Source organism: Allopontixanthobacter sediminis (assembly GCF_009828115.1).
GTDB classification, from domain to species: Bacteria; Pseudomonadota; Alphaproteobacteria; order Sphingomonadales; family Sphingomonadaceae; genus Allopontixanthobacter; species Allopontixanthobacter sediminis.
Window position 1 is genome coordinate 152,855 of sequence record NZ_WTYL01000001.1, and the last position, 22,027, is coordinate 174,881.

The 22,027-nt window shown below is 61.3% G+C and carries 36 protein-coding genes and 1 tRNA gene; 16 read left to right on the plus strand and 21 right to left on the minus strand.

The window, feature by feature from the left end; translation table 11 throughout:
* Positions 1-88: 88 nt before the first annotated feature.
* The 9 genes from GRI65_RS00855 (at position 89) to GRI65_RS00895 (ending at position 5,922) form a co-directional block, all read left to right on the plus strand.
* A complete protein-coding gene (locus tag GRI65_RS00855) occupies positions 89-448 on the plus strand; it encodes a hypothetical protein (protein WP_160754654.1) in 360 nt (119 codons plus the stop codon).
* A complete protein-coding gene (locus GRI65_RS00860) occupies positions 445-1,245 on the plus strand; it encodes a glycoside hydrolase family 19 protein (protein ID WP_160754655.1) in 801 nt (266 codons plus the stop codon). The genes GRI65_RS00855 and GRI65_RS00860 overlap by 4 nt, the downstream gene beginning before the upstream one ends.
* Positions 1,242-1,631 (plus strand): hypothetical protein, encoded by a 390-nt coding sequence (locus GRI65_RS00865; RefSeq protein WP_160754656.1) that lies wholly within the window; start codon positions 1,242-1,244, stop codon positions 1,629-1,631. The genes GRI65_RS00860 and GRI65_RS00865 overlap by 4 nt, the downstream gene beginning before the upstream one ends.
* A complete protein-coding gene (locus tag GRI65_RS00870) occupies positions 1,628-2,014 on the plus strand; it encodes a hypothetical protein (RefSeq protein WP_160754657.1) in 387 nt (128 codons plus the stop codon). Before GRI65_RS00865 ends, GRI65_RS00870 begins: the two co-directional genes overlap by 4 nt.
* On the plus strand, positions 1,986-2,210 hold the full coding sequence (locus GRI65_RS00875; protein WP_160754658.1) for a hypothetical protein: 225 nt from the start codon (positions 1,986-1,988) through the stop codon (positions 2,208-2,210). Before GRI65_RS00870 ends, GRI65_RS00875 begins: the two co-directional genes overlap by 29 nt.
* Before the next feature lie 121 nt (positions 2,211-2,331).
* A tRNA-Arg gene (locus GRI65_RS00880) sits at positions 2,332-2,408 on the plus strand.
* 312 nt (positions 2,409-2,720) lie between these two features.
* Positions 2,721-4,253: a mechanosensitive ion channel family protein gene (locus tag GRI65_RS00885; RefSeq protein WP_232843875.1), complete on the plus strand. Its 1,533-nt coding sequence runs from the start codon at positions 2,721-2,723 to the stop codon at positions 4,251-4,253.
* A 147-nt stretch (positions 4,254-4,400) separates the two neighbouring features.
* Entirely contained in the window at positions 4,401-5,483 is a 1,083-nt protein-coding gene (locus GRI65_RS00890; protein ID WP_160754660.1) for a sensor histidine kinase, read from the plus strand.
* A gap of 109 nt (positions 5,484-5,592) precedes the next feature.
* Positions 5,593-5,922, plus strand: a complete 330-nt coding sequence (locus GRI65_RS00895) for a nuclear transport factor 2 family protein (RefSeq protein WP_160754661.1) — start codon at positions 5,593-5,595, stop codon at positions 5,920-5,922.
* A gap of 47 nt (positions 5,923-5,969) precedes the next feature.
* Here the strand turns inward: GRI65_RS00895 and GRI65_RS00900 are convergent, their stop codons facing one another.
* The 8 genes from GRI65_RS00900 to leuC all read right to left on the minus strand — a co-directional run bounded on the left by GRI65_RS00900 (position 5,970) and on the right by leuC (position 11,374).
* A complete protein-coding gene (locus GRI65_RS00900) occupies positions 5,970-6,755 on the minus strand; it encodes an NUDIX domain-containing protein (RefSeq protein WP_160754662.1) in 786 nt (261 codons plus the stop codon).
* 263 nt (positions 6,756-7,018) lie between these two features.
* Positions 7,019-7,348 (minus strand): Grx4 family monothiol glutaredoxin, encoded by a 330-nt coding sequence (gene grxD, locus GRI65_RS00905; RefSeq protein WP_160754663.1) that lies wholly within the window; start codon positions 7,346-7,348, stop codon positions 7,019-7,021.
* A 68-nt stretch (positions 7,349-7,416) separates the two neighbouring features.
* Positions 7,417-7,650: a BolA/IbaG family iron-sulfur metabolism protein gene (locus GRI65_RS00910; protein WP_160754664.1), complete on the minus strand. Its 234-nt coding sequence runs from the start codon at positions 7,648-7,650 to the stop codon at positions 7,417-7,419.
* Between the two features lie 4 nt (positions 7,651-7,654).
* The gene (locus GRI65_RS00915; RefSeq protein WP_160754665.1) at positions 7,655-7,978 is read right to left on the minus strand and encodes a DUF1476 domain-containing protein; all 324 of its coding nucleotides are present in this window, start codon (positions 7,976-7,978) and stop codon (positions 7,655-7,657) included.
* A 116-nt stretch (positions 7,979-8,094) separates the two neighbouring features.
* Positions 8,095-9,090 (minus strand): NADPH:quinone oxidoreductase family protein, encoded by a 996-nt coding sequence (locus tag GRI65_RS00920; protein ID WP_160754666.1) that lies wholly within the window; start codon positions 9,088-9,090, stop codon positions 8,095-8,097.
* Complete coding sequence (gene leuD, locus GRI65_RS00925) at positions 9,087-9,683, minus strand: 3-isopropylmalate dehydratase small subunit (protein ID WP_160754667.1); 597 nt, start codon at positions 9,681-9,683, stop codon at positions 9,087-9,089. The genes GRI65_RS00920 and leuD overlap by 4 nt, the downstream gene beginning before the upstream one ends.
* On the minus strand, positions 9,683-9,859 hold the full coding sequence (locus GRI65_RS00930) for an isopropylmalate isomerase (RefSeq protein ID WP_160754668.1): 177 nt from the start codon (positions 9,857-9,859) through the stop codon (positions 9,683-9,685). The genes leuD and GRI65_RS00930 overlap by 1 nt, the downstream gene beginning before the upstream one ends.
* An 81-nt stretch (positions 9,860-9,940) precedes the next feature.
* Positions 9,941-11,374, minus strand: coding sequence for a 3-isopropylmalate dehydratase large subunit (gene leuC, locus GRI65_RS00935; protein ID WP_160754669.1), 1,434 nt, complete (start codon positions 11,372-11,374; stop codon positions 9,941-9,943).
* A gap of 101 nt (positions 11,375-11,475) precedes the next feature.
* Here leuC and GRI65_RS00940 point away from each other — a divergent pair, with 101 nt between their 5' ends.
* Together GRI65_RS00940 and GRI65_RS00945 are read left to right on the plus strand one after the other, a co-directional pair.
* On the plus strand, positions 11,476-11,889 hold the full coding sequence (locus GRI65_RS00940; RefSeq protein WP_160754670.1) for an acyl-CoA thioesterase: 414 nt from the start codon (positions 11,476-11,478) through the stop codon (positions 11,887-11,889).
* A gap of 133 nt (positions 11,890-12,022) precedes the next feature.
* Complete coding sequence (locus GRI65_RS00945; RefSeq protein WP_202391069.1) at positions 12,023-12,541, plus strand: sterol desaturase family protein; 519 nt, start codon at positions 12,023-12,025, stop codon at positions 12,539-12,541.
* An 8-nt stretch (positions 12,542-12,549) separates the two neighbouring features.
* Here GRI65_RS00945 and GRI65_RS00950 read toward each other — a convergent pair whose 3' ends face one another.
* From GRI65_RS00950 to GRI65_RS15075, 13 genes are all read right to left on the minus strand, one after another.
* The gene (locus GRI65_RS00950) at positions 12,550-12,708 is read right to left on the minus strand and encodes a YqaE/Pmp3 family membrane protein (protein WP_160754671.1); all 159 of its coding nucleotides are present in this window, start codon (positions 12,706-12,708) and stop codon (positions 12,550-12,552) included.
* 92 nt (positions 12,709-12,800) lie between these two features.
* Positions 12,801-13,148: a YbaN family protein gene (locus GRI65_RS00955; RefSeq protein ID WP_332872572.1), complete on the minus strand. Its 348-nt coding sequence runs from the start codon at positions 13,146-13,148 to the stop codon at positions 12,801-12,803.
* Position 13,149: 1 nt separating this feature from the next.
* Entirely contained in the window at positions 13,150-13,560 is a 411-nt protein-coding gene (locus GRI65_RS00960; RefSeq protein WP_160755537.1) for a SufE family protein, read from the minus strand.
* Positions 13,561-13,583: 23 nt separating this feature from the next.
* Entirely contained in the window at positions 13,584-13,850 is a 267-nt protein-coding gene (locus GRI65_RS00965; protein ID WP_160754672.1) for a hypothetical protein, read from the minus strand.
* A 40-nt stretch (positions 13,851-13,890) separates the two neighbouring features.
* Positions 13,891-14,166, minus strand: coding sequence for a hypothetical protein (locus GRI65_RS00970; protein WP_160754673.1), 276 nt, complete (start codon positions 14,164-14,166; stop codon positions 13,891-13,893).
* Positions 14,163-14,477 carry a hypothetical protein gene (locus tag GRI65_RS00975; protein WP_160754674.1) on the minus strand — a complete coding sequence of 105 codons (315 nt, stop codon included), beginning with the start codon at positions 14,475-14,477 and terminating at the stop codon, positions 14,163-14,165. The genes GRI65_RS00970 and GRI65_RS00975 overlap by 4 nt, the downstream gene beginning before the upstream one ends.
* Positions 14,477-14,827, minus strand: coding sequence for a hypothetical protein (locus tag GRI65_RS00980; RefSeq protein WP_160754675.1), 351 nt, complete (start codon positions 14,825-14,827; stop codon positions 14,477-14,479). The genes GRI65_RS00975 and GRI65_RS00980 overlap by 1 nt, the downstream gene beginning before the upstream one ends.
* Complete coding sequence (locus GRI65_RS00985) at positions 14,827-15,189, minus strand: hypothetical protein (protein WP_160754676.1); 363 nt, start codon at positions 15,187-15,189, stop codon at positions 14,827-14,829. The genes GRI65_RS00980 and GRI65_RS00985 overlap by 1 nt, the downstream gene beginning before the upstream one ends.
* Positions 15,189-15,485 carry a hypothetical protein gene (locus GRI65_RS00990; protein ID WP_160754677.1) on the minus strand — a complete coding sequence of 99 codons (297 nt, stop codon included), beginning with the start codon at positions 15,483-15,485 and terminating at the stop codon, positions 15,189-15,191. Before GRI65_RS00990 ends, GRI65_RS00985 begins: the two co-directional genes overlap by 1 nt.
* Before the next feature lie 26 nt (positions 15,486-15,511).
* On the minus strand, positions 15,512-15,886 hold the full coding sequence (pspC, locus tag GRI65_RS00995; RefSeq protein ID WP_160754678.1) for an envelope stress response membrane protein PspC: 375 nt from the start codon (positions 15,884-15,886) through the stop codon (positions 15,512-15,514).
* Positions 15,883-16,179 carry an envelope stress response membrane protein PspB gene (gene pspB / locus GRI65_RS01000; RefSeq protein WP_160754679.1) on the minus strand — a complete coding sequence of 99 codons (297 nt, stop codon included), beginning with the start codon at positions 16,177-16,179 and terminating at the stop codon, positions 15,883-15,885. Before pspB ends, pspC begins: the two co-directional genes overlap by 4 nt.
* Before the next feature lie 3 nt (positions 16,180-16,182).
* Entirely contained in the window at positions 16,183-17,079 is an 897-nt protein-coding gene (gene pspA, locus GRI65_RS01005) for a phage shock protein PspA (RefSeq protein ID WP_408609020.1), read from the minus strand.
* Positions 17,076-17,270 (minus strand): hypothetical protein, encoded by a 195-nt coding sequence (locus tag GRI65_RS15075; protein WP_202391194.1) that lies wholly within the window; start codon positions 17,268-17,270, stop codon positions 17,076-17,078. The genes pspA and GRI65_RS15075 overlap by 4 nt, the downstream gene beginning before the upstream one ends.
* 119 nt (positions 17,271-17,389) lie before the next feature.
* Between GRI65_RS15075 and pspF the strand changes: the two genes are divergently transcribed.
* The 5 genes from pspF to GRI65_RS01030 all read left to right on the plus strand — a co-directional run bounded on the left by pspF (position 17,390) and on the right by GRI65_RS01030 (position 22,026).
* Positions 17,390-18,439 carry a phage shock protein operon transcriptional activator gene (pspF, locus tag GRI65_RS01010; protein WP_160754681.1) on the plus strand — a complete coding sequence of 350 codons (1,050 nt, stop codon included), beginning with the start codon at positions 17,390-17,392 and terminating at the stop codon, positions 18,437-18,439.
* Positions 18,440-18,518: 79 nt separating this feature from the next.
* Positions 18,519-18,830: a hypothetical protein gene (locus tag GRI65_RS01015; RefSeq protein WP_160754682.1), complete on the plus strand. Its 312-nt coding sequence runs from the start codon at positions 18,519-18,521 to the stop codon at positions 18,828-18,830.
* A gap of 190 nt (positions 18,831-19,020) precedes the next feature.
* The gene (gene rimP / locus GRI65_RS01020; RefSeq protein WP_160754683.1) at positions 19,021-19,584 is read left to right on the plus strand and encodes a ribosome maturation protein RimP; all 564 of its coding nucleotides are present in this window, start codon (positions 19,021-19,023) and stop codon (positions 19,582-19,584) included.
* On the plus strand, positions 19,584-21,254 hold the full coding sequence (nusA, locus tag GRI65_RS01025; protein WP_160754684.1) for a transcription termination factor NusA: 1,671 nt from the start codon (positions 19,584-19,586) through the stop codon (positions 21,252-21,254). The genes rimP and nusA overlap by 1 nt, the downstream gene beginning before the upstream one ends.
* Positions 21,235-22,026: a DUF448 domain-containing protein gene (locus GRI65_RS01030; RefSeq protein WP_160754685.1), complete on the plus strand. Its 792-nt coding sequence runs from the start codon at positions 21,235-21,237 to the stop codon at positions 22,024-22,026. Before nusA ends, GRI65_RS01030 begins: the two co-directional genes overlap by 20 nt.
* Position 22,027: the final 1 nt, after the last annotated feature.

Genomic DNA, 22,027 nt, shown 5'->3' on the forward strand with positions numbered 1-22,027 from the left:
GCACGATTTCCCTTAGAATACCGTGCGATACCATGTCCGCGATATCCGTATTCCCGCAGCACATCCAGACAGCAACGAGGTGGCACTCATGAGCAGTGAGCGAAGCCCAGCCAATGCGGCCCAGACCCGCGCAATCGCCGAGCAAGTGGCAGAAACTGCCATTGCCAAATTTGCAGAGAAACACCCGGAAGTCAGAAGGGGCACAGTGGTCGCAGAAATACCCCCGCCGCTCAAATGGGCGGCAATCATTGCCAGTTCCGTCATTACCGTATCAGCAAGCGCCGGTCTGTTATGGCTGGTGTCATCGGTCAGCGAGATGAACCTGACCCTCGCGCGCATGGACGAGCGAATGGTCGGATACATGGAGAACCAGGAGCGCACCGCCGCGGCACTGGAGGCGAGGGTGCAGAGGCTCGAAGGCTATCATAGAAGTGGGGTTAGCCGATGAACCGCAAGCCCATCTTCGACTGTGTGCGAACCATGCTCGGGCGGGGCTTCCGGGATGGCGAAGTGGCCGCGCTCGATCGTGCCATTGACGACGCTACCGGCGTGATCGTGGTGACGGCTCCGGTGCAGGCAATAGGCCCGATTGCCCTGATCGACGTGTCTGTCCTGAAAGCTGCGGCACCGGAAAAAACGGAAGCGCAGCTTGCACCGTGGGTCGAGCCGTTTCGCAAGGCTTGCCAAAAATACGACATCGACAACGTACGGCGCATTGCGTCCTTCCTTGGCGTGTTCGTTGGCCATGAAAGCAGCTTCGAGGTCGGCCGGCGCGAGAACATGAATTACAGTGCGCAGCGCATGTCCGAGGTCTGGCCTTCGCGGTTCGCTGCGGGCGGCGTCAAGGGCAAGCCGAACGCGCTGGCAAAGGCTCTGGACCGCAAACCGGAGGAAATCGCGAACCACGTTTATGCGAACCGCATGGGCAACGGCCCGCCGCAATCCGGTGACGGGTGGCGATACCGCGGCAATGGACCGCCCCAACTCACCGGCAAGGATAATCATAAGGCGTTCGCGATGGAACTCGGCAAGACCGTCGAGGATGCCAGCGATTACATCATGACGCTCGAAGGCGGGATCGAGGCGGCGGCGTGGTTCTGGAACGAGAACCTGATCAACGTGCTGGCCGATACGCCGGGCGTGTCGGACGAAACGCGCAAGATCAATGGCGGGCTGACTGGTCTTGCTGATCGAACTGCGCGGTTCAACCGGATCGTGGCGCGTTTGCTGGAGATGGGGGCGTGAACCAGCGTTCCCAACGTGACGAGCTGATCGTCCTGGCGCTGTTTGGCGGCGGGCTCATCCTGATTATCGTCGGCATCATCGGCGGGCTGTTCCTGACCGAACGTGCCGCTGGCCTGCCGAATTGGGCGGAGAACGTGCTGGTAGCGATAGCGACCGGTGCGCTGATCAAGATGGGCGATGTGCTGTCGGCATTGGTGGCCTTGTCGAACGGCCGGCAGGTCGAGGGTATGAGCCGCCAGCTGGCAAACGCTGGCCCGCCCACTGCGCCAATCCCCGAAGGCGTGGCCGAAGCTGCACAACAGACAGCCGACGCCGCGGCTGACGAAGCCGATTCGATAGCTGCGCGGGAGCCTTATCCCGAGCCCAAGTTTGGAGAAAAACCATGATCGCCCTCTACGCAGCCAAAGCCCTTGGCTTCCTCAAAGGCATCCCCTGGCAGGTTTGGGCGGGGATCGCCGCGTTGCTGATCGTCGGCCTAGCCTACTGCCAAGGCGTAGATGCCGGCGAAACGAAAGAGCGCGCCAAGTGGGAAAAGCAAGTCGCCGAGATCCGCGCCGAGCGTGACGCTGCGATGGCCCGAGCCACAAAGACAGACACAAAGATCAACGAAGAAGGCACTGCCGCCATTGAAGGCAGACGGAAGGAACTTGACGATGCCAAAGCCAACCTGCCTGACCAAGGGCTTACTGATCGCCAGCGTGCTCGTGCTTGTGCCGAGCTGCAACGGCAGGGACGGGGATGTGAAGTTTTTACCCCCGGCGCCCGCTGAGATAGCGCAAAGCCAGTCCGGTGATTTACGCCCGGTCTATCCCGTCGAGGCGCTGACAAGCGAATCTGCGCACGAGGCATGGCAGGATGACGCTCTAGACTGGGGCGACCGGAAGAACCTGCTGGCTTATCGCTGGTGCGTTCTGTGGAACAGCTTTGCCAGTGAGCCGGTGGATTGTGGAGCGGTGCCGGAGTGAAAGTGTGCCCGGTAATGTGCCCCTACTGTGACTCTCTGTGCCGCTTGTTTCCGCTCCGTTCCGTTTAGGCGTTGACGCACAAAGGGCGAAAAACTACCGGAACAGGCGGGAAACCTAGAGTGCGCCCGTAGCTCATCTGGATAGAGCGCGAGACTTCTAATCTTGAGGCAGCAGGTTCGAGTCCTGCCGGGCGCACCATTATTTCCACCGCCGGGGCACTGGACTGTTCGTTACAAGGTGTCTCTTCCGGCGCTTTGGCTCTCCGGAAAACGGCTTCCCAAGCTCCCGTAGGTTCGCGGCGCCGCTATCGATCTGGAATTTTGTCGGAACCCCAGTTCGAAGGCCTCGTTCTGGACACGAGGGCATCAGGCCCGCTCGACAGCATTTACCGACCCTCTGCTATCATGTTCGCGAACATGGCTTTCGAGCAATCAACAACCGCGACATTCCGCGAGGTGCTACCCGGCCATGAAGATTTTGCGAAGCTTACTTCTTGCCATTTGCCTGGTCATGGCGTCGTCTTCCGCAGCCCAAATACTCCCGGACCCTGCGGAACCTGCCAGCGCACCGGCTGACGTTTACGGCCGCGAAACCCCGCGCGGCACGGTGACCGGGTTGCTGCAGGCGTTGGCCTCGCAGGATTATGCGCGCGCGGCGCATTTTTTCAACTTGCCGGCCGGCGAGGATGGCGAAGCCGAGGCTGAACTGGCAAGGCGACTGCAGGATGCTCTCGACAGCGGTGGGACCCTGCTGCCTTTTGCCGCACTGTCGGACGACCCGTTTGGCCGGGTCGACGACGCGCTGCCGCCCGACCGTGAACGGGTCGGTGCTCTCGGCAGCGACGAAAGCGCCGCGCCGATCCTGCTCGCCCGGAACGAGGGGGCGGAAGGCGCGCCGATCTGGGGCATATCTCAAGATACGATCGAAGAACTTCGTGAACTTCCGCCGGTTGCTGCGACACGGGAAGAAGCCCAGGAAAGCCAACCCATCACAGTCGCGGGTGCACCGCTTGTCGACTGGATATTGCTGGTAGGAATCGCTGGCGGCAGCTTTCTGCTGCTGTGGCTGATGTCGTCAGTTATCCTGGTGTTCTTGCGCCGGGTTGTCGCGGATCCGGAGAGGAGCGCGATCTATCGTTTCGTTTGCGCGGCCTTGCCGCCGCTCAGCCTGTTCCTGGCGGTAGTGACGTTCCAGATGTCGGTCGGCACCATCGATGCGTCGATTGTGGCGCGGCAGGTTTTGCTGCGTTATATCGGCATCGTCGCCTGGCTCGCGCTGGCCTGGTTCGCCCTGCGCCTGGTCGATGCCATCGCGCGGGTCACCGCGGCGAGGATGGAGCGGCACGAGCGCAGGCAGGCGGTCTCGATCATTGCCCTCCTTCGGCGCTCTGCGAAGGTCATACTCCTGGCAATCGCGCTGGTCGCGATACTCGACACGTTCGGACTCGACGTTACGACCGGGATTGCTGCCCTCGGCATCGGCGGCATCGCGCTTGCGCTCGGTGCGCAGAAAACCGTAGAAAACCTGGTCGGCAGCGTAACCGTCATTGCGGACCGGCCGGTGCAGGTTGGCGATTTTTGCCGCGTGGGAGAAGTGGTCGGCACGGTCGAGGATATCGGCATGCGGTCGACCCGCATCCGTACTAACGAGCGCACGCTGGTCACGATCCCCAATGGCGATTTCTCTTCACAAAAAATAGAGAATTACGCCGCGCGTGACCGGTTCTTGTTCAATCCCACGATTGGCGTGGAATACGGGATATCGCCGGCTAAATTGCAGGAAGGCGTGAAGATCATCGAGCAGGTTCTGCTTGAGCACGACTTGGTCGAGAATGAAGGTGCACGCGCGCGCCTGGCCGAATTTGCTGACAGCTCGCTCGATATCGAGGTTTGGTCCTACATCACCGTGACCGATTTTGCCGAAAGTCGCTTGATCCGGCAGGAACTCCTCTTTGCAATTTTCGAGAAGCTGGAAGAAGCGGGGCTGTCAATCGCTTATCCGACCCAGAAAGTTCACCTCGTACGGTCCGAAGACGGCGATTGACCGGCTTGGTCCGATGCGCGGCTGGCGACAGCCCGACCAGCACCGCTGCGAGCCGTATGAACCGGAGCCGAGCACGATTTTCGTAGAGTGAGAGCCACGCGGGTTATTCGTGCTTTCCTTGGGGACAACTGTTGCTATTTGTCAGGCATGAAGCCTGACTTGCATCCAATGGAAGCCGCCCGGATCGCGGAGTTGCGGCGATATGGAATTCTCGACACCGAGCGTGAACGAGAGTTCGATGAGCTCGTCGAGCTTGCATCAGAGATTTGCGAAGTGCCGGTTTCCGTCGTCAATTTCATCGACGAGGGGAGACAGTGGTTCAAGGCAGAGGTCGGGCTGGGCGTGCGCTCCACCCCGCTCGATACCAGCCTGTGCGGGCATGTCATCCTGCAGGGTGATTTCGTTGAAATTCCCGACACCCTGGATGACAGCCGGATGGCCGATAATCCCTTGTGTACGGGCGAGGCAGGGTTCCGCTTCTATGCCGGGGCCGTGCTGAAAGGTGCGAACGGCTTGCCGCTTGGCACGTTATGCGTCCTCGATCACAAGCCGCGCACGCTGACAGACCTTCAGCGCAGGGTGCTCCGGGTCCTTTCCCGGCACGTCATGCGCGAGCTCGACCTGAGGTTCGCGCTGGAACAGGAACAGATGATGCGGCGGGAGGTGGACCACCGGGTCAAGAATTCCCTGGCCTCCATCGGTGCCCTGCTATCGATGAAGGCCCGCCGCGAAAGCAACCAGGCGGCCCGCATGGCGCTTGAAGATGCCAGCAGCCGGATCCGTTCGCTGTCCTCGCTTCATGCGGAATTGCACGATCTGGAAGGGGGCGAGTCGGTCGATCTCAAATCGCTTTTCGGAAGGATCGAGGCCGATTTGCTGCAGCTTGTGCCGGACGGCGTCACGCTGGTCATCGATGTCCGCGAAGATCGCGCCACCCCCGCACTTGCCAACGCCTTCCTGCTGATTGTGAACGAATTCGTATCCAATTCGGTGAAGCACGGGCTGAAAAACGGCGAAGCTGTGATCGAGATTGCTATCCGCGCGTCCGACCGCGGCTGGTCGATCGGCTGCCGGGATGATGGAACGGCTACGGCGGAGGATGCCGAGCGGGCGGCATCGGCTTGTGGCCTCGGAACGCGGGTGATCCAGTCCCTGGCGGCATCGATGGACGCGACGGTCCAATGGAATGCCGCCGGGCGGGGCATGGAGCTGACGGTCGCTTCCACGTGAAGACCGGGTTCCTGACAGCATTGCGGAAGCCTTGGACCACCTGCCCGAATGTCAGGCGGGGCGGGTAATTGCAGTCAGAATTTGTCATTACCGTAGCAGGAGACGCACGATGCCGATCGTATTGCCTGGCGTAATCGCGGACTATTTCGCCGCCGACGAGACACGCGATGCCCAGGCATTTGCCGAGTGCTTCACGCAGGACGCCGTCGTGATCGATGAACGCAAGACCTACACCGGCCGCGATGCAATCCGGCAATGGATCGGGAACGCGTCGACACAGTATACCTACAATTCCGAACCGTTCGCGGTGTCGGAAGAAGGCGGGCGAACTATCGTTACCAGCCACCTGAGCGGCAATTTCCCCGGCAGCCCGGTCGACGTGCGTTATCTGTTCACGATCGAGGGCGGGAAGATTGCCCGCCTGGAAATCGTGCCGTGATCCGGACCCACGGAGCTTAGCGCCGCTTTGATGCGAGGAGTGGCCCCTCAGCCCCGTAAAACGTCGTCCAGGGGTTCTCGGGTGACGGGGTATCCGGCGTCTTCCGGGATGCACAGCCAGCGCTGTCCGTGTTCTTCCGCGATGTGGGGGGTGATGGTCTGGACGGGGAAGCGGCTACAGTCCTGTGCGGCGGCGGCGAAATCGGGGAATTGCGCCAGTCGTTCGAGATTGCGGCGGGTGGGGAAGATGACACTGAGATCTCCGCGCTCGGCCGCGGCCAAGGCGTCGGCTGCGGAAATCCAGTAAAGGCGGGTATTTTCGGTTTCGTCCACCGTGATATCGACCGCTCCGGTTCCAAGGTCGGCCAGGTAGAACCGTGTATCGAACAGGCGCGGGAGCTTCTCGTTCTTGGGAAACCAGCGAGCGAATGGCAACACGGAGCCGATATCGAGCCGCCAGTCCATCGCCGCCAGCACGGGTTCGAGGATCCCATGTTCGAGCAGCAAGGCGCGGGCTGCGCGGGCGATATCCGCATCGACGCGGCCGGTGACGCCGATGGCGAGGCCGGTTTCCTCCAATGTTTCGCGGATCGCGGCGACGCGGTGTGCAGCTTCGTCGACCGGTATGGGGCCTGCCAGCGCCGCGGCAAGGTCGTAATCGGCCGGATCGACCCGCCCGCCAGGAAACACCGCGGCACCGCCGGCGAAGGCCATGTTCCGCGAGCGGGTGACCATCAACAATTCGGGCGGTTTTCCGGCGCCGGCACTCCGAAACACGATCACCGTGGCAGCGGGTATCCGGTCGGGCAGGGCGGGATCTTCAGGTCGGGGCATGGCCCGACTGTGTGGCGGTGTCGGCGGCAATTGCCAAGCGGCAAAAACATGCCGCGAAGGTGTCGGCCAGCTTTACAATCCGCGGGCCGGTAACCCGGTCTTAACCATCAGGACCTAAGCAAACAGCCACGCGATAAAACTGGCACGGGCCATGCATATAGGTTGGTACCCCAAATGATCTTCGATAGAGGCGGGACCCCTGGTCTCCTGGTCCCGCCTCCCCGAAGTTGCTTTTCGAGAAAGCCGATCATTTTCGCGGGATTTCAGTTAGCCGGTGTGACCTTCTTTTCATCCAGCAACTGTTGGAGTTCGCCTGCTTCGAACATTTCCATCATGATGTCGCTGCCGCCGACGAATTCGCCTTTGACATAGAGTTGGGGAATGGTCGGCCAGTCGGAATAGGCCTTGATGCCCTGCCGGACTTCCATGTCCTGCAGCACATCGACGCTGTCGTACGCGACACCGCAATGCTCGAGGATGGCGATGGCCTTGCTGGAAAATCCGCATTGCGGGAACAGCGGGGTGCCCTTCATGAACAGGACAACATCGTTCGCGTTGACGATTTCGGAAATACGTTGGTTGGTGTCGGACATAATTATGGACCTAAATCTGGCTGTTGGTGCCGGCGCGGCAGTGGGACCGGACCGATTGGCGTACCGGATTAGTTGGGTACAGCGGTGGTCAGTTGCAAGGCATGGAGGACCCCGCCCATTTTCCCCTGGAGCGCGTTATAGACCAGCTTGTGCTGCTGGACGCGGCTCATTCCGGCGAAGCTGGCGGAAGTAACCTTCGCAGCCCAGTGGTCCCCGTCGCCCGCCAGATCGGTCATCTCGACCGTCGCGTCGGGCAGAGCGGCGAGGATCATTCCTTCGATTTCGGAACCGGACATCGGCATCGTGTCAGGATTCGCTCATCAACTGGCGGCGCGCTTCGATCGAGCGTTCCTCCAGCGCGGCACGGATGCCGGCTTCGTCGATATCGACCCCGCTGCTGGTCAGGTCACCGAGCAGCTTGCGGATCACGTCCTCGTCGCCCGCTTCTTCGAAATCGGCTTGGACTACGGCCTTGGCGTAGGCTTCGGTTTCTTCCGGTGTCAGGCCCATCTTTTCCGCTGCCCAATGGCCGAGCAGGCGGTTGCGGCGCGCTGCAATCTTGAAGGCGCTTTCCTCGTCATGCGCGAACTTTGCTTCCTCGCCGCGCTCACGGTCCTTGAAATTGGTCATGTATGCCTCCGTTTGGGCGAATTGAATTTCTATGTCGGAAGTAGGCTGACAAACGGCCAGCCGCAAGCGTCGCCGCAGCGCGCCGCGAATTTAGCCGGTACCGCGCCAACAGCGAATTACATGGTGACGACGAGTTTCCCGATGGCGCCGCGGCTTTCCAGCTTGGCAATCGCGTCACCGGCGCGTTCCAGCGGGTAGGTCTCGCTGACCAACGGCGAGATTTTGCCGTCTTCCCACAGCTGGAACAGTTCGGCGATGTTTTCCGCGTTTTTCTTCGGTTCCCGCATGGTGAAGGCACCCCAGAAAACACCGCGAATGTCGCAGCTTTTCAGCAGGGTGAGGTTGAGGGGCATCTTGGCGATCCCGGCCGGGAAGCCGACCACCAGGAAGCGGCCCTCCCACGCGATCGCGCGCAGGGCGGGTTCCGAATAATCGCCGCCGACGATATCGTAGACGATGTCAGCGCCGTTCGGCCCGACCGCGTCCTTGAACGCGCTGGCGAGTTGCTTGGACGTATCCTTGTCGAACGGGGCGCGGGGGTAAATGACAACGTCGTCGGCCCCGGCCTTACGGCAGGCCTCGGCCTTTTCCTCGCTCGATACGGCCGCGATAACGCGCGCGCCGTAAGCCTTGCCCAGTTCGACCGCTGACAGGCCAACGCCGCCTGCAGCGCCCAGCACCAGCATGGTATCCCCGGCCTTGATCTGCCCGCGGTCCTTGAGGCCGTGGATGGTTGTGCCATAAGTCATCAGCAAGGCAGAGGCTTCGGGAAGGGACACACTGTCCGGCACCCGGAAAATCTTGTCAGCAGACAGCGCCAGCTTTTCTTGCAAGCCGCCGAAGCCGGTACCGGCGAGAATCCGGTCGCCGATTTCCCAACCCTCGACCCCTTCGCCAAGCGCTTCGATGGTGCCGGAAATCTCGCTGCCCGGAGCAAATGGGCGGGGCGGTTTGACCTGGTACATGTCGCGAATGATCAGCGCGTCGGGATAGTTGATCGCACAGGCGGCGACCTTGACCAGCACTTCACCCTTGCCCGGAACCGGATCGGGCAGTTCTTCGAGGACCAACGTTTCGGGGCCGCCGACGGCTTTCGATAGTTGCGCTTTCATGCAGCAATTCCTTTGGCCAACCAAGGCATCTGGGCGGCTTGACGTTGTTCATAGGTGCCGATGGCGGCATCGCGGGTGAGGGTCAGGCCGACTTCGTCCAGCCCTTCGGTCAGGCACATCTTGCGGAAGGGATCGATTTCGAAGGTGAAGCGATCCTGGTAAGGGGTGGTCACCGTCTGGTTTTCGAGGTCCAGCGTGATCGAATCGGTCTGCGCGGCTTCCATCAGCCGGTCGACCTGTTCCTGCGGCAGGGTCACTGTGAGGATTCCGTTCTTGAACGCGTTGCTGGCGAAAATGTCGGAGAAACCGGGCGCGATGACGGCGGTTATACCCATGTCGAGCAGCGCCCATGCGGCGTGTTCCCGGCTTGAACCACAGCCGAAATTGTCGCCCGCAATCAGGATCGGCGCGCCTTCGAAGGCGGGGTCGTCGAACACGTTTCCAGGTTCCGTACGGATGCTTGCAAAAGCGCCTTCGCCCAATCCTTCACGGCTGATTGTCTTCAGCCATTCCGCAGCGATGATGACGTCGGTGTCGACATTCTTGCGGCCGAACGGGATCGCCCGGCCCGTGATTGTCGAGACAGCCTCCATCAATCGGTCTCCGGCGGATCGAGCGGACGGTCCCGGTTTTCGCTTTCCTTCTTCTCGCGCCGTTTAGACGCGTACAGGAGCGCGGCAGCGACCGCGGCGGAGCCGATTGCGGCCCCCGCCATGGCGGCCTTTCCGCCCAGCGAACCGGGGAGCGAGGAGGGGAGTTTCTTGGTCATAAGCTACCTATGTGATCGTAAAACCTGCACTTCAAGCCCGTAATCGACAAGTTTGCGCGACTATGAGTGTTTCGATGTGTCCTAAGCCACGAGGTCGCGCACGTCGGTCAGATGGCCCGCGACCGCCGCTGCCGCCGCCATCGCCGGAGACATCAGGTGTGTTCGCGCACCGGGGCCCTGTCGGCCGACAAAATTGCGGTTGCTGGTCGAGGCGCATCGCTCTCCCGGCGGGACCTTGTCCGGGTTCATCCCGAGACAGGCCGAACAGCCCGGTTCGCGCCATTCGAACCCGGCGTCTGTGAAAATCCGGTCGAGACCTTCCTCCTCCGCCTGCATCTTGACGAGGCCGGAACCCGGCACGACGATTGCCCATTTCACATTCGCTGCCTTATGCCGTCCGCGAAGGACTTCGGCGGCGGAGCGCAAATCTTCGATCCGGCTGTTGGTGCAGCTGCCGATGAAGATGTTTTCAACCGGAACCTCGGCCAGTAATTGGCCTGGTGTGAGGCCCATGTAGTCGAGGCTCTTGGCCGCCGCCGCCTGTTTCGATGGGTCGGCAAAGCTCGCCGGGTCGGGCACCGCCCCACCAATGGGGACCACGTCTTCCGGACTGGTGCCCCAGGTTACCGTCGGCTGGATATCGCCCGCGTCGATCCCCACGCTCTTGTCGAACACTGCGCCGGGATCGCTTGGCAGGCTGCGCCACCATGTCAGTGCCGCATCCCAGTCCGCTCCCTTGGGCGAAAGCGGGCGTCCGGCGAGATAGGCGAAGGTCTTTTCATCGGGCGCGACCAGCCCCGCGCGGGCCCCCGCTTCGATCGACATGTTGCATACCGTGAGGCGGCCTTCGATGCTCATGTCCTCGAACACCTTGCCGCGGTATTCGATCACGTAGCCGGTGCCGCCAGCGGTGCCGATCTCGCCGATGATGTGGAGGATCAGGTCCTTGGGGGTGATCCCGGTCCCCAGCGCGCCGTCGACCACCACTTCCAGCGTCTTCGAACGCTTGAGTTGCAGCGTCTGCGTGGCGAGAACGTGTTCCACTTCGCTGGTGCCGATGCCGAAGGCGAGCGCGCCGACCCCGCCGTGCGCGGCGGTGTGGGAATCGCCGCAGACAATGGTCGAACCGGGCAGGGAGAACCCCTGTTCGGGGCCGACCACATGGACAATCCCCTGCTCCGCAGCGCTGGCGTCGATATAACGGATACCGAAGGCGGGCGCGTTCGCTTCCAGCGCAGCAAGCTGGGCGGCGCTTTGCGCGTCGGCAATCGGGATGCGGTAGCCTTGCGCATCGAGACGGGCGGTTGTTGGCAAATTATGATCCGGCACAGCCAGCGTCAGGTCAGGGCGGCGAACCTTGCGTCCGGCAAGCCGGAGCGCTTCGAACGCCTGGGGGCTGGTGACTTCATGCACCAGGTGCCGGTCGATGAAAATGAGGCTGGTGCCATCATCCCGCGTTTCGACAACATGGGCATCCCAGATCTTCTCGTACAAAGTGCGCGGTTTGTTTGCCATCGGCAAGAATTAGCGACCTATGGGCAACAGTTGCAAGCAAACTCGCGCGCAGGAAATTCCTTGTCATGGAAAGGAAAGGTTGGAGTGCCTACATTGGAACGATGCCAGCGAAACCCTATACCCACCAGATCGATATCCTCCCCGCCGATATCGACTTCATGGGGCACGTGAACAATGCCCGTTACCTTGGCTGGGTCCAGGATGCGGTGCTGTCCCACTGGCGCAACATCGCCCCGGCCGAAGCGGTGGCGAGCCGTGCGTGGGTGGCGCTAAAGCACGAAATTACCTACAGAAAACCGGCGTTTCTGGAGGATACGGTAATTGCCCGTACGGTCCTCGAAAGCACCAAGGGTGCCCGCGCATTTTACCACACGGTGATTGAGCGCGGCGAAGAAGTACTGGCCGAAATAAGTTCCAGCTGGTGCTGCATCGATGCCGAGACCTTGCGCCCTGCGCGAATCGGTGAGGAAATAGCGAAGATCTTTTTCCCGCGGGACGAACCGGGGAACGGCTGACCCGGATATCCGGGTGGCACCAGAGGCCTTCGGATCACTTGCGACCTTGGCTTATAATCGCCACTTCGGATAATACGAAAGTCGTTTCGCGGCCCGCGCTGCGTGGGTGCGACTGTAACAGGAAAGCCGAACCATGAACCTGTGGGCCATCATCGCCGTCGTAACAGCGTCCGTCGCAGGGATGGAGCTGCTGGCATGGTGGGCGCATAAATATGTCATGCACGGCTGGGGCTGGGGCTGGCACCGCGATCATCACGAACCGCATGACAACGCACTTGAGAAAAACGACCTTTACGGGATCGTCGGCGCAGCGATGAGCATTTCCATGTTCGCGCTGGGAAGCCCGCTGGTCGCAGGCGACTACGCGTGGGAACCCGCCACGTGGATCGGTCTCGGGATACTTGGATACGGTATAATTTATACGCTGGTACACGACGGGTTAGTGCATCAACGATATTTCCGATGGGTACCCAAGCGCGGCTACGCCAAGCGGCTGGTGCAGGCGCATAAGTTGCACCATGCGACCATCGGCAAGGAAGGCGGGGTCAGTTTCGGCTTCGTGATCGCCCGCGATCCGGCGAAGTTGAAAGCGGAACTCAAGCGCCAGCGCCAAGCCGGCATTGCGGTAGTTCGCGAAAGCGCCGGCGCCTGAACGTACGTTTACCTCAGGAAATTTACATAGACCGCGTGGATCACGCCGGGCACGAACAGGATGATCGTCAGGATCAAATTGATCCAGAAATCGCGGCTGATGCCGTGTTTCAAGGCCACGCCGAGTGGCGGCAGTAGAATGCTGGCGATTAGAATCAGAATGCTCACAATTTTCTCCGTTGAAGTTGCCATATCAACGGTAGCGAAGGCGGCGTGTTCCGCGAAAGTGACCGCAAGGCCGGACGCAGGGCCTTTTCGCGTCATTCGTTGCGAGTAGCAATCCAGCCGCCGCCAATCACCAGGATTGCGATGGAGATATAGTACCACGGCGCGCCGAGCGCATACCACGTCACTGCCGCACCGGTGGCCATCGCGCCGATTGCCATCGTTTTCGCCCGGCGGGATATAGCCCGCCGCTCGGTCCAGTTGCGCACCTGCGGGCCCCAGTGCGGATGGTCGAGGATTTTTCGCTCCCATTCCGGATTGCTGCGGGCAAAGCAGTAAACCCCCAGCAACAGGAACGGTACGGTGGGCATGATCGGCAGGAACGCACCGATTGCTCCGAGGGCGACTGCGGTCAAGCCGCCGGCGAGATAGAGGTGGCGCACCTCAGGCAGCAGCCGCCAGGCGACTGGCGTGTTCCTTCACCAGTGCGATCATGTTCGGAACGCCCTGTGTGCGGTTGGAACTGAGTTGATTCTTGAGATCGAAGGGTTCGAGCGCGGCGGTTACATCCATTGCGGCAACCTCGCTCGCGGGTTTGTCCTGCACGGCGGATATCACCAGCGCGACTATGCCTTTCGTGATCGCGGCATTGCTGTCGGCGAGGAAATGAAGCTTGCCGTCCTGGTCGGTGGGATAGACCCACACGCTGGCGGAACAGCCGCGCACTAGGGTCGCGTCGGTCTTTAGGGCATCGGGCATCGCGTCGAGTTCCCGCCCCAGTTCGATGAGCAGGCGGTACCGTTCATCGCCTTCGAGAAATTCGTATTCTTCGGAGATATCGTCGAGTGTTCGCATCGCTTGCATGTAGCGACGCGGGCTTACAAATCCACCCCGCTTGCAATGGCTTCGAGGCGGCGGATGCGTTCCTTAAGGTCGGCGATCTCGATCCGGGCCATGCCGATGCCGGCTCCGCTATCGATTGTACGGTCCTCGATTTCACAGGCGTTGCTGCGGAAACTGGCCGTCATCCGGTCCAGTTCGCGTTCTTTCAACGCCAGCCATCCTTGCCAGCCGCGCAGGGCAACCAAGGCGACCAGTCCAAGTCCGGCCAGCAGGGTTGCAGCAAGAATAATCTGATCATTCATCTCCCGGTCCTCCTCTTGACCCTCGATCGAAATTTACGGCCTATTCCCCGCGCAACCGTTCGATTTCCTCGGCGATTGCCTTGGTTTCACGGGCCTCGGTGCTGTTGGTGTCGGTCGCTATGCGTTCGAGCACCTTGATCCTCTCGCGAAGTTCGGTCACCTCGCGCTGCAATTCCTGTTCACGTTCCGGCGAGTTGACCTGTTCCGGAGGCCGACCTTCGCTCTCTCCGGGCCGGTCCGTCCGGCTGCGCGACCGCATGATGCCGGCTACCGCGGAAATCAGGACAATGAGGACAATCGCGGTAGCCCAGGTCACGCGCGGGTTTCCTCACGCGAGGCCGGGTAATCGGGCGCAATTTCCGGCTGGGCCGAGTTGCGCAGGTTTTCAATCTGCAGCGCAAGGTCCTGACCGCGGTCCGTGGCGAGCCGTTCCAGCACGCGCACGCGCTGTTCGAGCATCTCGATCTTTCGTGCGGCTTCGGGTCCGATACCGGACGATTTGCTTGCCTCAAGTTCCAGCTTGCGCTGTTTGAAATCGAGATCCCGCTTATGGATTGCGCCGCCCCATCCGAACGCGATGATCGAAATCAGGATGATGAAGCCGAAGATTACCGCTAGTTCGCCCATTACTTGCTCCTCTCGGTCTGCCGGTGTCGCAGCGGGACGCCGTTCGCGCGGTCGTCGCGCAGTTTGTCGATTTCCGCAGTCAGCCCATATCCGCCGTCGGTCACGATGCGTTCGATCACCGCGAGCCGGTCCTTGATCGAGCCCATCTCCGCGTGGAGCTGCGCATTTTCCTGGGTGAGCCGCCCAACCCGTTCCTGTGCCTCGGCATCGGATTTGGGATAGACTGCCTGCCCCCATGCGCCGTCCAGCGGGTAACCGTTCTTGACGCGGATCCAGGTGGTCAGCACCCAGCCGGTCATTCCGGCGACGCCGAGGATGGCGATAAGTTGCGGGGTGAATTCGAATGGCATCAGATGCGCTCCCTGTTCATGGAGTCCAGCGGTACGCCGTTATCCTTGAGGTCTGATGTGCGCTGGTCGCGCAGCGCTTCGATCTGAGTCGCGACATCATAGCCGCGGTCTGTGACGATCTTTTCAAGCACCACCAGACGGTCTGTCATCTGGTCCAGCTGGTTACTCAGCACGCGCTTGTCTTCGCGCAATTGCGTCACCTCTTCCGCATCGGCGCCCCGCTTGCTCGAATGCTCGGTCTTGCCGCCCCATTCGTCTTCGAGGCTGTAGCCGTGCTTCGCGCGGATCCAGTTGTTCACGATCCAGCCAAGCGTGCTGATGCCGATGATAGCGATCACGAATTCGGGGCTGCCCCAATCCATCACACGTTCTCCTTCTTCGACAAGTTCAGGGGCACGCCCGCTTCACCCTCGACGGCGCGCGTATCTCGCAGTGCTTCGATCTGGGTAGCGATGTCGTAACCGCGGTCGGTCACGATGCGTTCGAGGACCTGGACCCGCTTTTCCAGTTCTGCGGTATGGGCGGCATATTGCGCGGCTTTTTCGGCACTGCTTTCAGCGGTTGCGGCGATGCGCTTTTCTTCGAGCTTTTTCTGGCTGCTGATCCAGACAATGCCGAGCACCATCGCAAAGGGCGCTAATCCTACCAACCATTCCATTTCTCAGTCCTCCCTTAATTCGGATTTTAGCGCAGCCGGTCGATTTCGGCCGACAGGCGCGGGTTGCTGGTGACGTAGAAGGTCTCCACGTCGGCCAGGCGGCGATCGATGTCGCGGAACCGGGCGCGAACTTCGCGGGCCGTGCGGGTCGGCGACTGGCGAACGCGCTGCCAGTATTTCTGTTCTTCCTTGTCGACATACAGGTGCGGCGGCTTCTTGTTCAGGAGCAGGCCGGCCACGAAATAGGCGGGGATGGCAACTCCGGTTGTCAGTGCCAGGATGATCGCTCCAAGCCGGACCCACAGGGCATTGACCCCGGTGTAGTCGGCGATCCCGGAACAGACGCCCATAAGTTTCGCGTTTTGCTTGTCGCGGTAGAGCGTTGTGCGTTCACTGGTCATGGGCGGGTTCCTTTCTTCTCGGCAAGTAGCCGGTCGAGTTCGCGGAGAGGTTGGTTGTCGGTTTCGCGGTCATGGATCAGTCGGGCGGAGTTGAATTCGGGATTGTCGGAAGCGACAAGGCGCTCCACGGTATCCATCCGGTCATCCAGACGCTTGGCGAGGTGATAGAGTTCGTCCAGCAACTGTTCGTCGTCGCCGGTGATCGTTGCGGCGGTCTTCCACTTGGTGATGTAGTGGAAGATGATCCACGGCAGCCCGAGGAAGATAATGATGAAGGGGAGTGCGTCTTCCATCGGTCAGTCCTTTTTCGCAGCGTCGCCCATGGCGCGCTTCATTGCTTCGAGTTCTTCGTCCACCTTGTCGGCGCCTTCCAGCGCGGCGATCTCGTCGGACAGGGACGGCTTGCCGGTGCCATCGGCGATGCTCATCGCGTCGGCGCGGCCTTCGGCGTAATCGACCCGGCGTTCCAGCTGGTCGAAACGCGACAGCGCTTCATCGACCCGTTCGGTGCTGAGCAGGGTGCGCAGCTTGACGCGGTTTTCGGCGCTTTCCAGGCGGGCCGCGATGGCGGTCTGGCGGCTACGGGCTTCGCGCAAGCGGTGCTGCAGCTTGCCGATGTCCTGTTCGTAGGCACGCAGCGCATCGTCGAGCACGGTAATTTCCGCGTTCAGCTGCTCCGCCATGTCGCTGGCTTTCTTCTTTTCGACCAAGGCGGCGCGGGCGAGATCTTCGCGATCCTTGCTTAGCGCCAGTTGGGCTTTCTCGCCCCAATCGGCCTGCAATTTGTCCAGCTTGACCGTGTGGCGGTGCATTTCCTTCTGGTCCGCGATCGTGCGGGCCGCGCTGGCGCGAACTTCGACAAGGGTTTCCTCCATTTCGAGGATGATCATGCGGATCATCTTCGCGGGGTCATCCGCCTTGTCGAGCATGTCGTTGAAATTGGCGGCAATGATATCGCGTGTACGGCTGAAAATTCCCATTAAGGGTACTCCGGAAAAATTGAACTCACCCGACTGCCGGGCATTGCCCTGGTTCGGGTGGCTTTGCGTCGGTGTAGGGCTGCGGCGGAGACGTTCGACTTCGCTTTCGAAGCGCGATTCCCCGCTTCTGGACGAAGAAAGGCGGGCCGGAGATCGATCCGGGGGGGAGACGCGCTCCGGCCCTAGGGGGTTGTTATCGGACTGATCGGTCATGCAAGTTCCACATCGCAGTTGATCGTGGCCGCATGTGCGGACCCGAATGATGGAGCCATCTGCATCTGGCCGCTCATCGCCACGAAGGCGACCATGGCGAGGATGCTGGCGGTCGCGGCCTGCCCGAGTTTGGTCTGGAAAAAGCTGCGGTTGTACATTGTCTGAAGCTCCCGAATTGTGTTGTTCACCATTGAGCAAGGAGCGTGCCAAACCCGAAAAACCGCAGATTTCCGAGATTTTTTCTTCACTGTTATCAGGGGCTGATGGTAACACTTGCCAACAATCGGGAATTTTTCCTATAGGTTGGGGTATGGAACGGGATAACCAGTTTATCGGCCAGTCCGGGGCCTTTCTCGACGCGGTGGAGCGGGCCAGCCGTGCCGCGCCGATGCGGCGTCCGGTGCTGGTGGTGGGCGAGCGCGGAACGGGCAAGGAACTGATCGCCGAGCGCCTGCACCGCTTGTCTCTGCGCTGGGGTGAGCCTCTGGTGACCATGAACTGTGCCGCGCTCCCTGAAACGCTGATCGAAGCCGAATTGTTCGGCCATGAGGCCGGAGCTTTCACCGGTGCTACCAAAGCGCGCGCTGGCAGGTTCGAAGAAGCCGACAAGGGCACGTTATTTCTCGACGAACTGGGCACGCTGTCGATGGGCGCACAAGAGAGACTGCTGCGCGCGGTGGAATATGGCGAGGTGACCCGGATCGGATCGTCCCGGCCGATCAGCGTGGATGTCAGGATTGTCGCGGCGACCAACGAGAACCTGCCGCTGATGGCGGAGCAGGGTACGTTCCGTGCGGACTTGCTGGACCGCCTGAGTTTCGAAGTCATCACCCTGCCGCCGTTGCGCGTCCGAGAAGGCGATATCGGGGTGCTCGCGGAATATTTCGGAAGGCGCATGGCGGCCGAGATCGGGTGGGATAGCTGGCCCGGCTTCTCCCAGCATGTTGCCCAGCAACTCGAAGAATATCCCTGGCCGGGAAATGTGCGCGAATTGCGCAACGTGGTGGAACGCGGCGTATACCGGTGGGACAATTGGGAGGAGCCGATCAGCCATCTGGTGTTCGACCCGTTCGACAGTCCGTGGAAGCCGTTCGAACCGGCCACCCGCAAGCTGCAGCGGACCAACGACGCGCATCAGTCTGGCGGGCAGTCGGCTGGCCAGTCCGGCGGCAGTAGCGCCGCGCCGCAGGATATCGAGAATATCGATGACCTGAAGTCCGCTGTCGAAGCGCATGAGCGGATCATCGTCGAGCACGCTCTCGGCAAGCACCGGTGGAACCAACGCCAGACCGCCAAGGCGCTCGGGCTTACCTACGACCAGCTGCGCCACTGCATCAAGAAGCACGGGCTGAGCGAGTAGAGTGCTTACGCGGATAGCTGCAACCGAATTTTAACCCGCATTCGGCTACACCGCTCGCGTGGATGCAGGGGGATTTTGCATGAGCAGTGCCGTAAAGGGCGTCATCGGGTTGGTGGCGACTGTCGCGATCGCGGCGGTTGTGGCGTATGGCGTGTCAGCGCCGCGCAATGTGGACGCCGTGATGAACCAGGACATGGCGGCGCTGGGTGGGCGCAGCATGAACGATCACATGACGGAAGCGTACACCAAGGCAGCCGACGAGCGGTGCGCAAAATTCACCGAAATGGCCGAGCAGGCCTGGGACCGCGCCATCGAACAGGGAACCGACGAACGCGACGCCGATACGCTCGACGAACTTGACCGGCAGGTCGACCAGCACTGCAACCGGTAAGTTTGGCTGAAGCCCCGACAAAGCGCCGGCAAGCAAAAAAGCCGCGACCGCGCGCGATGCCGTGTTGCATTTAATTCCGTGAGGCTTTAAAGGGCCTCAATCCCGACATTGTCTTGATGAAGTGGGGCTGGCGCCGAAAGGGGCCGGCGCGAAACTGCTTTGTCGCATATGTCCATTATACGGAGCATCGATGGCCGATTTGGCACGCCTGACCCAGATTATCGAACCCGAAGCGACTGCGCTCGGGTTTGACCTGGTGCGCGTGATCATGACCGGTTCCGAAGCCGGTGACGGCGAGCGCGCCTTGCAGATCATGGCAGAAGATCCCGCGACCGGGCAGCTGCTGATCGAACAATGCGCCGCCCTGTCGCGCGCCGTATCCGCCCGGATCGACGAGCTGGAAGAATCGGGCGAAGAATTGATCGAGGGCAATTATCACCTCGAAGTGAGCTCCCCCGGTATCGACCGCCCGCTGACCCGGCCGAAGGATTTCGGCAATTGGGCAGGGCACGAAGTCAAGCTGGCGCTGGTCGACAAGATTGACGGGCAACGTAATATTCGTGGTACACTGATCGGAATCGAAGGCGATCTGGTTACCGTGGAAGATAAACAGGCGAAGCGGCATTCCGTGACGCTCGAAATGATCCATTCGGCGAAACTGATCCTGACAGATGCGCTGATAGCTGCAACCAGACCGATCGACACCAGTGGTGCCGACGAGGTTTTCGAAGAAGAAGAGAAGGCTGACGACTGATGGCCAGTGCAATTTCCGCCAACAAGGCAGAGCTGCTCGCAATTGCGACCGCCGTTGCAACCGAGAAAATGATCGACAAGTCGATCGTCATCGAGGCGATGGAAGAAGCGATCCAGAAGAGCGCGCGTAACCGCTACGGCGCGGAAAACGATATCCGCGCCAAGTTGGACCCGGTCACCGGCGACCTGCGCCTGTGGCGCGTCGTCGAAGTGGTCGAAGAAGTCGAAGACTACTTCAAGCAGGTCGATCTCAAACAGGCTGAGAAGCTTGAGCCGGGCGCGGCCGTCGGCGATTTCATCGTCGACCCGCTGCCGCCGGTCGACCTTGGCCGGATCGATGCGCAGAGCGCGAAGCAGGTGATCTTCCAGAAGGTCCGCGATGCCGAGCGGGAACGTCAGTACGAAGAATTCAAGGACCGTGCGAACGAAGTGATCACCGGCGTGATCAAGTCGGTCGAATTCGGCCATGTGATCGTCAACCTCGGACGCGCCGAAGGCGTGATCCGCCGCGACCAGCAGATCCCCCGCGAAGCCGCCCGTGTGGGCGAGCGCGTCCGCGCGCTGATCACCAAGGTGGAACGCAACAACCGCGGTCCGCAGATTTTCCTCAGCCGCGCGCATCCGGACTTCATGAAGAAGCTGTTCGCCCAGGAAGTGCCCGAAATCTATGACGGCATCATCGAAATCAAGGCCGCCGCCCGCGATCCGGGTAGCCGCGCCAAGATCGGCGTGATCAGCCATGACAGCAGCATCGATCCGGTCGGCGCCTGCGTCGGCATGAAGGGCAGCCGCGTCCAGGCCGTCGTGCAGGAATTGCAGGGCGAGAAGATCGACATCATTCCATGGTCGGAAGACACCGCGACCTTCGTAGTCAACGGCTTGCAGCCAGCCACCGTCAGCCGCGTGGTGCTGGACGAGGAAGAAGGCCGCATCGAAGTTGTCGTGCCTGACGACCAGCTCAGTCTGGCGATCGGTCGCCGCGGCCAGAACGTCCGTCTCGCCAGTCAGCTGACCGGTCATCAGATCGACATCATGACCGAAGAAGAAGCGAGCGAGAAGCGCCAGCGCGAATTCTCCGAACGTTCCAAGATGTTCGAAGAAGAGCTCGACGTGGACGAAACCCTGTCGCAGCTGCTGGTTGCCGAAGGCTTCGCCGAGCTGGAAGAAGTCGCTTATGTCGAACTGGCGGAACTCGCCAGCATCGAAGGCTTCGACGAGGAACTGGCCGAAGAACTGCAGAGCCGCGCGACCGAAGCGCTGGAACGGCACGAGGACACGGCCCGCGCCGAACGCCGCGAACTGGGTGTCGAGGACGATCTGGCCGAAATGCCGCATCTGACCGAACAGATGCTGGTCGTGCTCGGCAAGGCGGGCATCAAGACGCTCGACGATCTCGCTGATCTGGCCACCGACGAACTGATCGCCAAGAAGCGCGAAGCTCCGCGTCGCCGTGCGAATGCCGATGGCCCGCCGCTCAAGCGTCCGCAGCGCACCGAAGATAAGGGCGGCGTCCTTGGCGTGTTCGGCCTGACCGAAGAACAGGGCAACGAAATCATCATGGCCGCGCGTGCGCACTGGTTCGAAGATGAAACGCCCGCCGCTGAAGCGCCTGCTGCCGAAGCAGCCGCCTCCGACACACAGGAGGCCGCTGATGCGGACTCCACACAATGAGCGCGTAAATTCCGCCAAAGTCGATCCTTCCCAGGCCCGCACTTCCGGGGCCGGGGAAGCGTGTCCGGAACGCAAGTGCATCCTCACAGGAGAAGTTGCTCCGAAGGGCGGCTTGATCCGCCTGGCGATTTCGCCCGAAGGTCCGGACGGAACCGCGCAGGTGCTGCCGGACCTTTTGGCGCGTGCACCTGGGCGGGGCGCATGGCTGGGGGTACCGCGGGCCGAACTTGAAGCAGCGATGGGCGCAGGCAAAGGCGGCGGCAAATTGCGCGGAGCACTGGCGCGGGCGTTCAAGGGTGCCCGGCTCGAAGTGCCCGGTGATCTGCCCGAGCGCATCGAAACAGGGCTCAGGCGGTTATTAAGTGACCGCCTCGGTCTCGAAATGCGCGCGGGAAAGCTTATATTGGGTTCGGACAGGATTGCCGAACAGGCACGGCGCGGCCGTGTGGGGCGGTTGATGCACGCCAGCGATGCCAGCCAGGATGGCAGCCGCAAGCTGGACCAGGCATGGCGCGTGGGTCAGGATATCGAAGGTTCGGGCGAGCAGGGCATACGCTTGCCACTGGACCGGGCGGCTCTGTCTGTGGCATTGGGCCGCGACAATGTCGTCCATCTCGCGCTTGCCGATAATGCTTCGGCGAAACGGATCGAACCCGTTCTGGCGCGGCTGTTGCATTTCATCGGGCGCTCCGCGGAAGCCGAGCATGCCGGAAATGATGCTGAAAATGAGTCCGATGGTCCGCACGGCGCGGTTCAGCGGGGCGACGAATAGA

Bases quoted from the DNA above. Each gene is read 5' to 3' on its own strand.
- GRI65_RS00855 (WP_160754654.1), top strand. From the start codon at position 89: ATGAGCAGTGAGCGAAGCCCAGCCAATGCGGCCCAGACCCGCGCAATC.
- GRI65_RS00860 (WP_160754655.1), top strand. From the start codon at position 445: ATGAACCGCAAGCCCATCTTCGACTGTGTGCGAACCATGCTCGGGCGG.
- GRI65_RS00870 (WP_160754657.1), top strand. From the start codon at position 1,628: ATGATCGCCCTCTACGCAGCCAAAGCCCTTGGCTTCCTCAAAGGCATC.
- GRI65_RS00885 (WP_232843875.1), top strand. From the start codon at position 2,721: ATGGCGTCGTCTTCCGCAGCCCAAATACTCCCGGACCCTGCGGAACCT.
- GRI65_RS00890 (WP_160754660.1), top strand. From the start codon at position 4,401: ATGAAGCCTGACTTGCATCCAATGGAAGCCGCCCGGATCGCGGAGTTG.
- GRI65_RS00895 (WP_160754661.1), top strand. From the start codon at position 5,593: ATGCCGATCGTATTGCCTGGCGTAATCGCGGACTATTTCGCCGCCGAC.
- GRI65_RS00900 (WP_160754662.1), bottom strand. From the start codon at position 6,755: ATGCCCCGACCTGAAGATCCCGCCCTGCCCGACCGGATACCCGCTGCC.
- grxD (WP_160754663.1), bottom strand. From the start codon at position 7,348: ATGTCCGACACCAACCAACGTATTTCCGAAATCGTCAACGCGAACGAT.
- GRI65_RS00910 (WP_160754664.1), bottom strand. From the start codon at position 7,650: ATGCCGATGTCCGGTTCCGAAATCGAAGGAATGATCCTCGCCGCTCTG.
- GRI65_RS00915 (WP_160754665.1), bottom strand. From the start codon at position 7,978: ATGACCAATTTCAAGGACCGTGAGCGCGGCGAGGAAGCAAAGTTCGCG.
- GRI65_RS00920 (WP_160754666.1), bottom strand. From the start codon at position 9,090: ATGAAAGCGCAACTATCGAAAGCCGTCGGCGGCCCCGAAACGTTGGTC.
- leuD (WP_160754667.1), bottom strand. From the start codon at position 9,683: ATGGAGGCTGTCTCGACAATCACGGGCCGGGCGATCCCGTTCGGCCGC.
- GRI65_RS00930 (WP_160754668.1), bottom strand. From the start codon at position 9,859: ATGACCAAGAAACTCCCCTCCTCGCTCCCCGGTTCGCTGGGCGGAAAG.
- leuC (WP_160754669.1), bottom strand. From the start codon at position 11,374: ATGGCAAACAAACCGCGCACTTTGTACGAGAAGATCTGGGATGCCCAT.
- GRI65_RS00940 (WP_160754670.1), top strand. From the start codon at position 11,476: ATGCCAGCGAAACCCTATACCCACCAGATCGATATCCTCCCCGCCGAT.
- GRI65_RS00945 (WP_202391069.1), top strand. From the start codon at position 12,023: ATGAACCTGTGGGCCATCATCGCCGTCGTAACAGCGTCCGTCGCAGGG.
- GRI65_RS00960 (WP_160755537.1), bottom strand. From the start codon at position 13,560: ATGCGAACACTCGACGATATCTCCGAAGAATACGAATTTCTCGAAGGC.
- GRI65_RS00965 (WP_160754672.1), bottom strand. From the start codon at position 13,850: ATGAATGATCAGATTATTCTTGCTGCAACCCTGCTGGCCGGACTTGGA.
- GRI65_RS00975 (WP_160754674.1), bottom strand. From the start codon at position 14,477: ATGGGCGAACTAGCGGTAATCTTCGGCTTCATCATCCTGATTTCGATC.
- GRI65_RS00980 (WP_160754675.1), bottom strand. From the start codon at position 14,827: ATGCCATTCGAATTCACCCCGCAACTTATCGCCATCCTCGGCGTCGCC.
- GRI65_RS00985 (WP_160754676.1), bottom strand. From the start codon at position 15,189: ATGGATTGGGGCAGCCCCGAATTCGTGATCGCTATCATCGGCATCAGC.
- GRI65_RS00990 (WP_160754677.1), bottom strand. From the start codon at position 15,485: ATGGAATGGTTGGTAGGATTAGCGCCCTTTGCGATGGTGCTCGGCATT.
- pspC (WP_160754678.1), bottom strand. From the start codon at position 15,886: ATGACCAGTGAACGCACAACGCTCTACCGCGACAAGCAAAACGCGAAA.
- pspB (WP_160754679.1), bottom strand. From the start codon at position 16,179: ATGGAAGACGCACTCCCCTTCATCATTATCTTCCTCGGGCTGCCGTGG.
- pspA (WP_408609020.1), bottom strand. From the start codon at position 17,079: ATGACCGATCAGTCCGATAACAACCCCCTAGGGCCGGAGCGCGTCTCC.
- GRI65_RS15075 (WP_202391194.1), bottom strand. From the start codon at position 17,270: ATGGTGAACAACACAATTCGGGAGCTTCAGACAATGTACAACCGCAGC.
- pspF (WP_160754681.1), top strand. From the start codon at position 17,390: ATGGAACGGGATAACCAGTTTATCGGCCAGTCCGGGGCCTTTCTCGAC.
- GRI65_RS01015 (WP_160754682.1), top strand. From the start codon at position 18,519: ATGAGCAGTGCCGTAAAGGGCGTCATCGGGTTGGTGGCGACTGTCGCG.
- rimP (WP_160754683.1), top strand. From the start codon at position 19,021: ATGGCCGATTTGGCACGCCTGACCCAGATTATCGAACCCGAAGCGACT.
- nusA (WP_160754684.1), top strand. From the start codon at position 19,584: ATGGCCAGTGCAATTTCCGCCAACAAGGCAGAGCTGCTCGCAATTGCG.
- GRI65_RS01030 (WP_160754685.1), top strand. From the start codon at position 21,235: ATGCGGACTCCACACAATGAGCGCGTAAATTCCGCCAAAGTCGATCCT.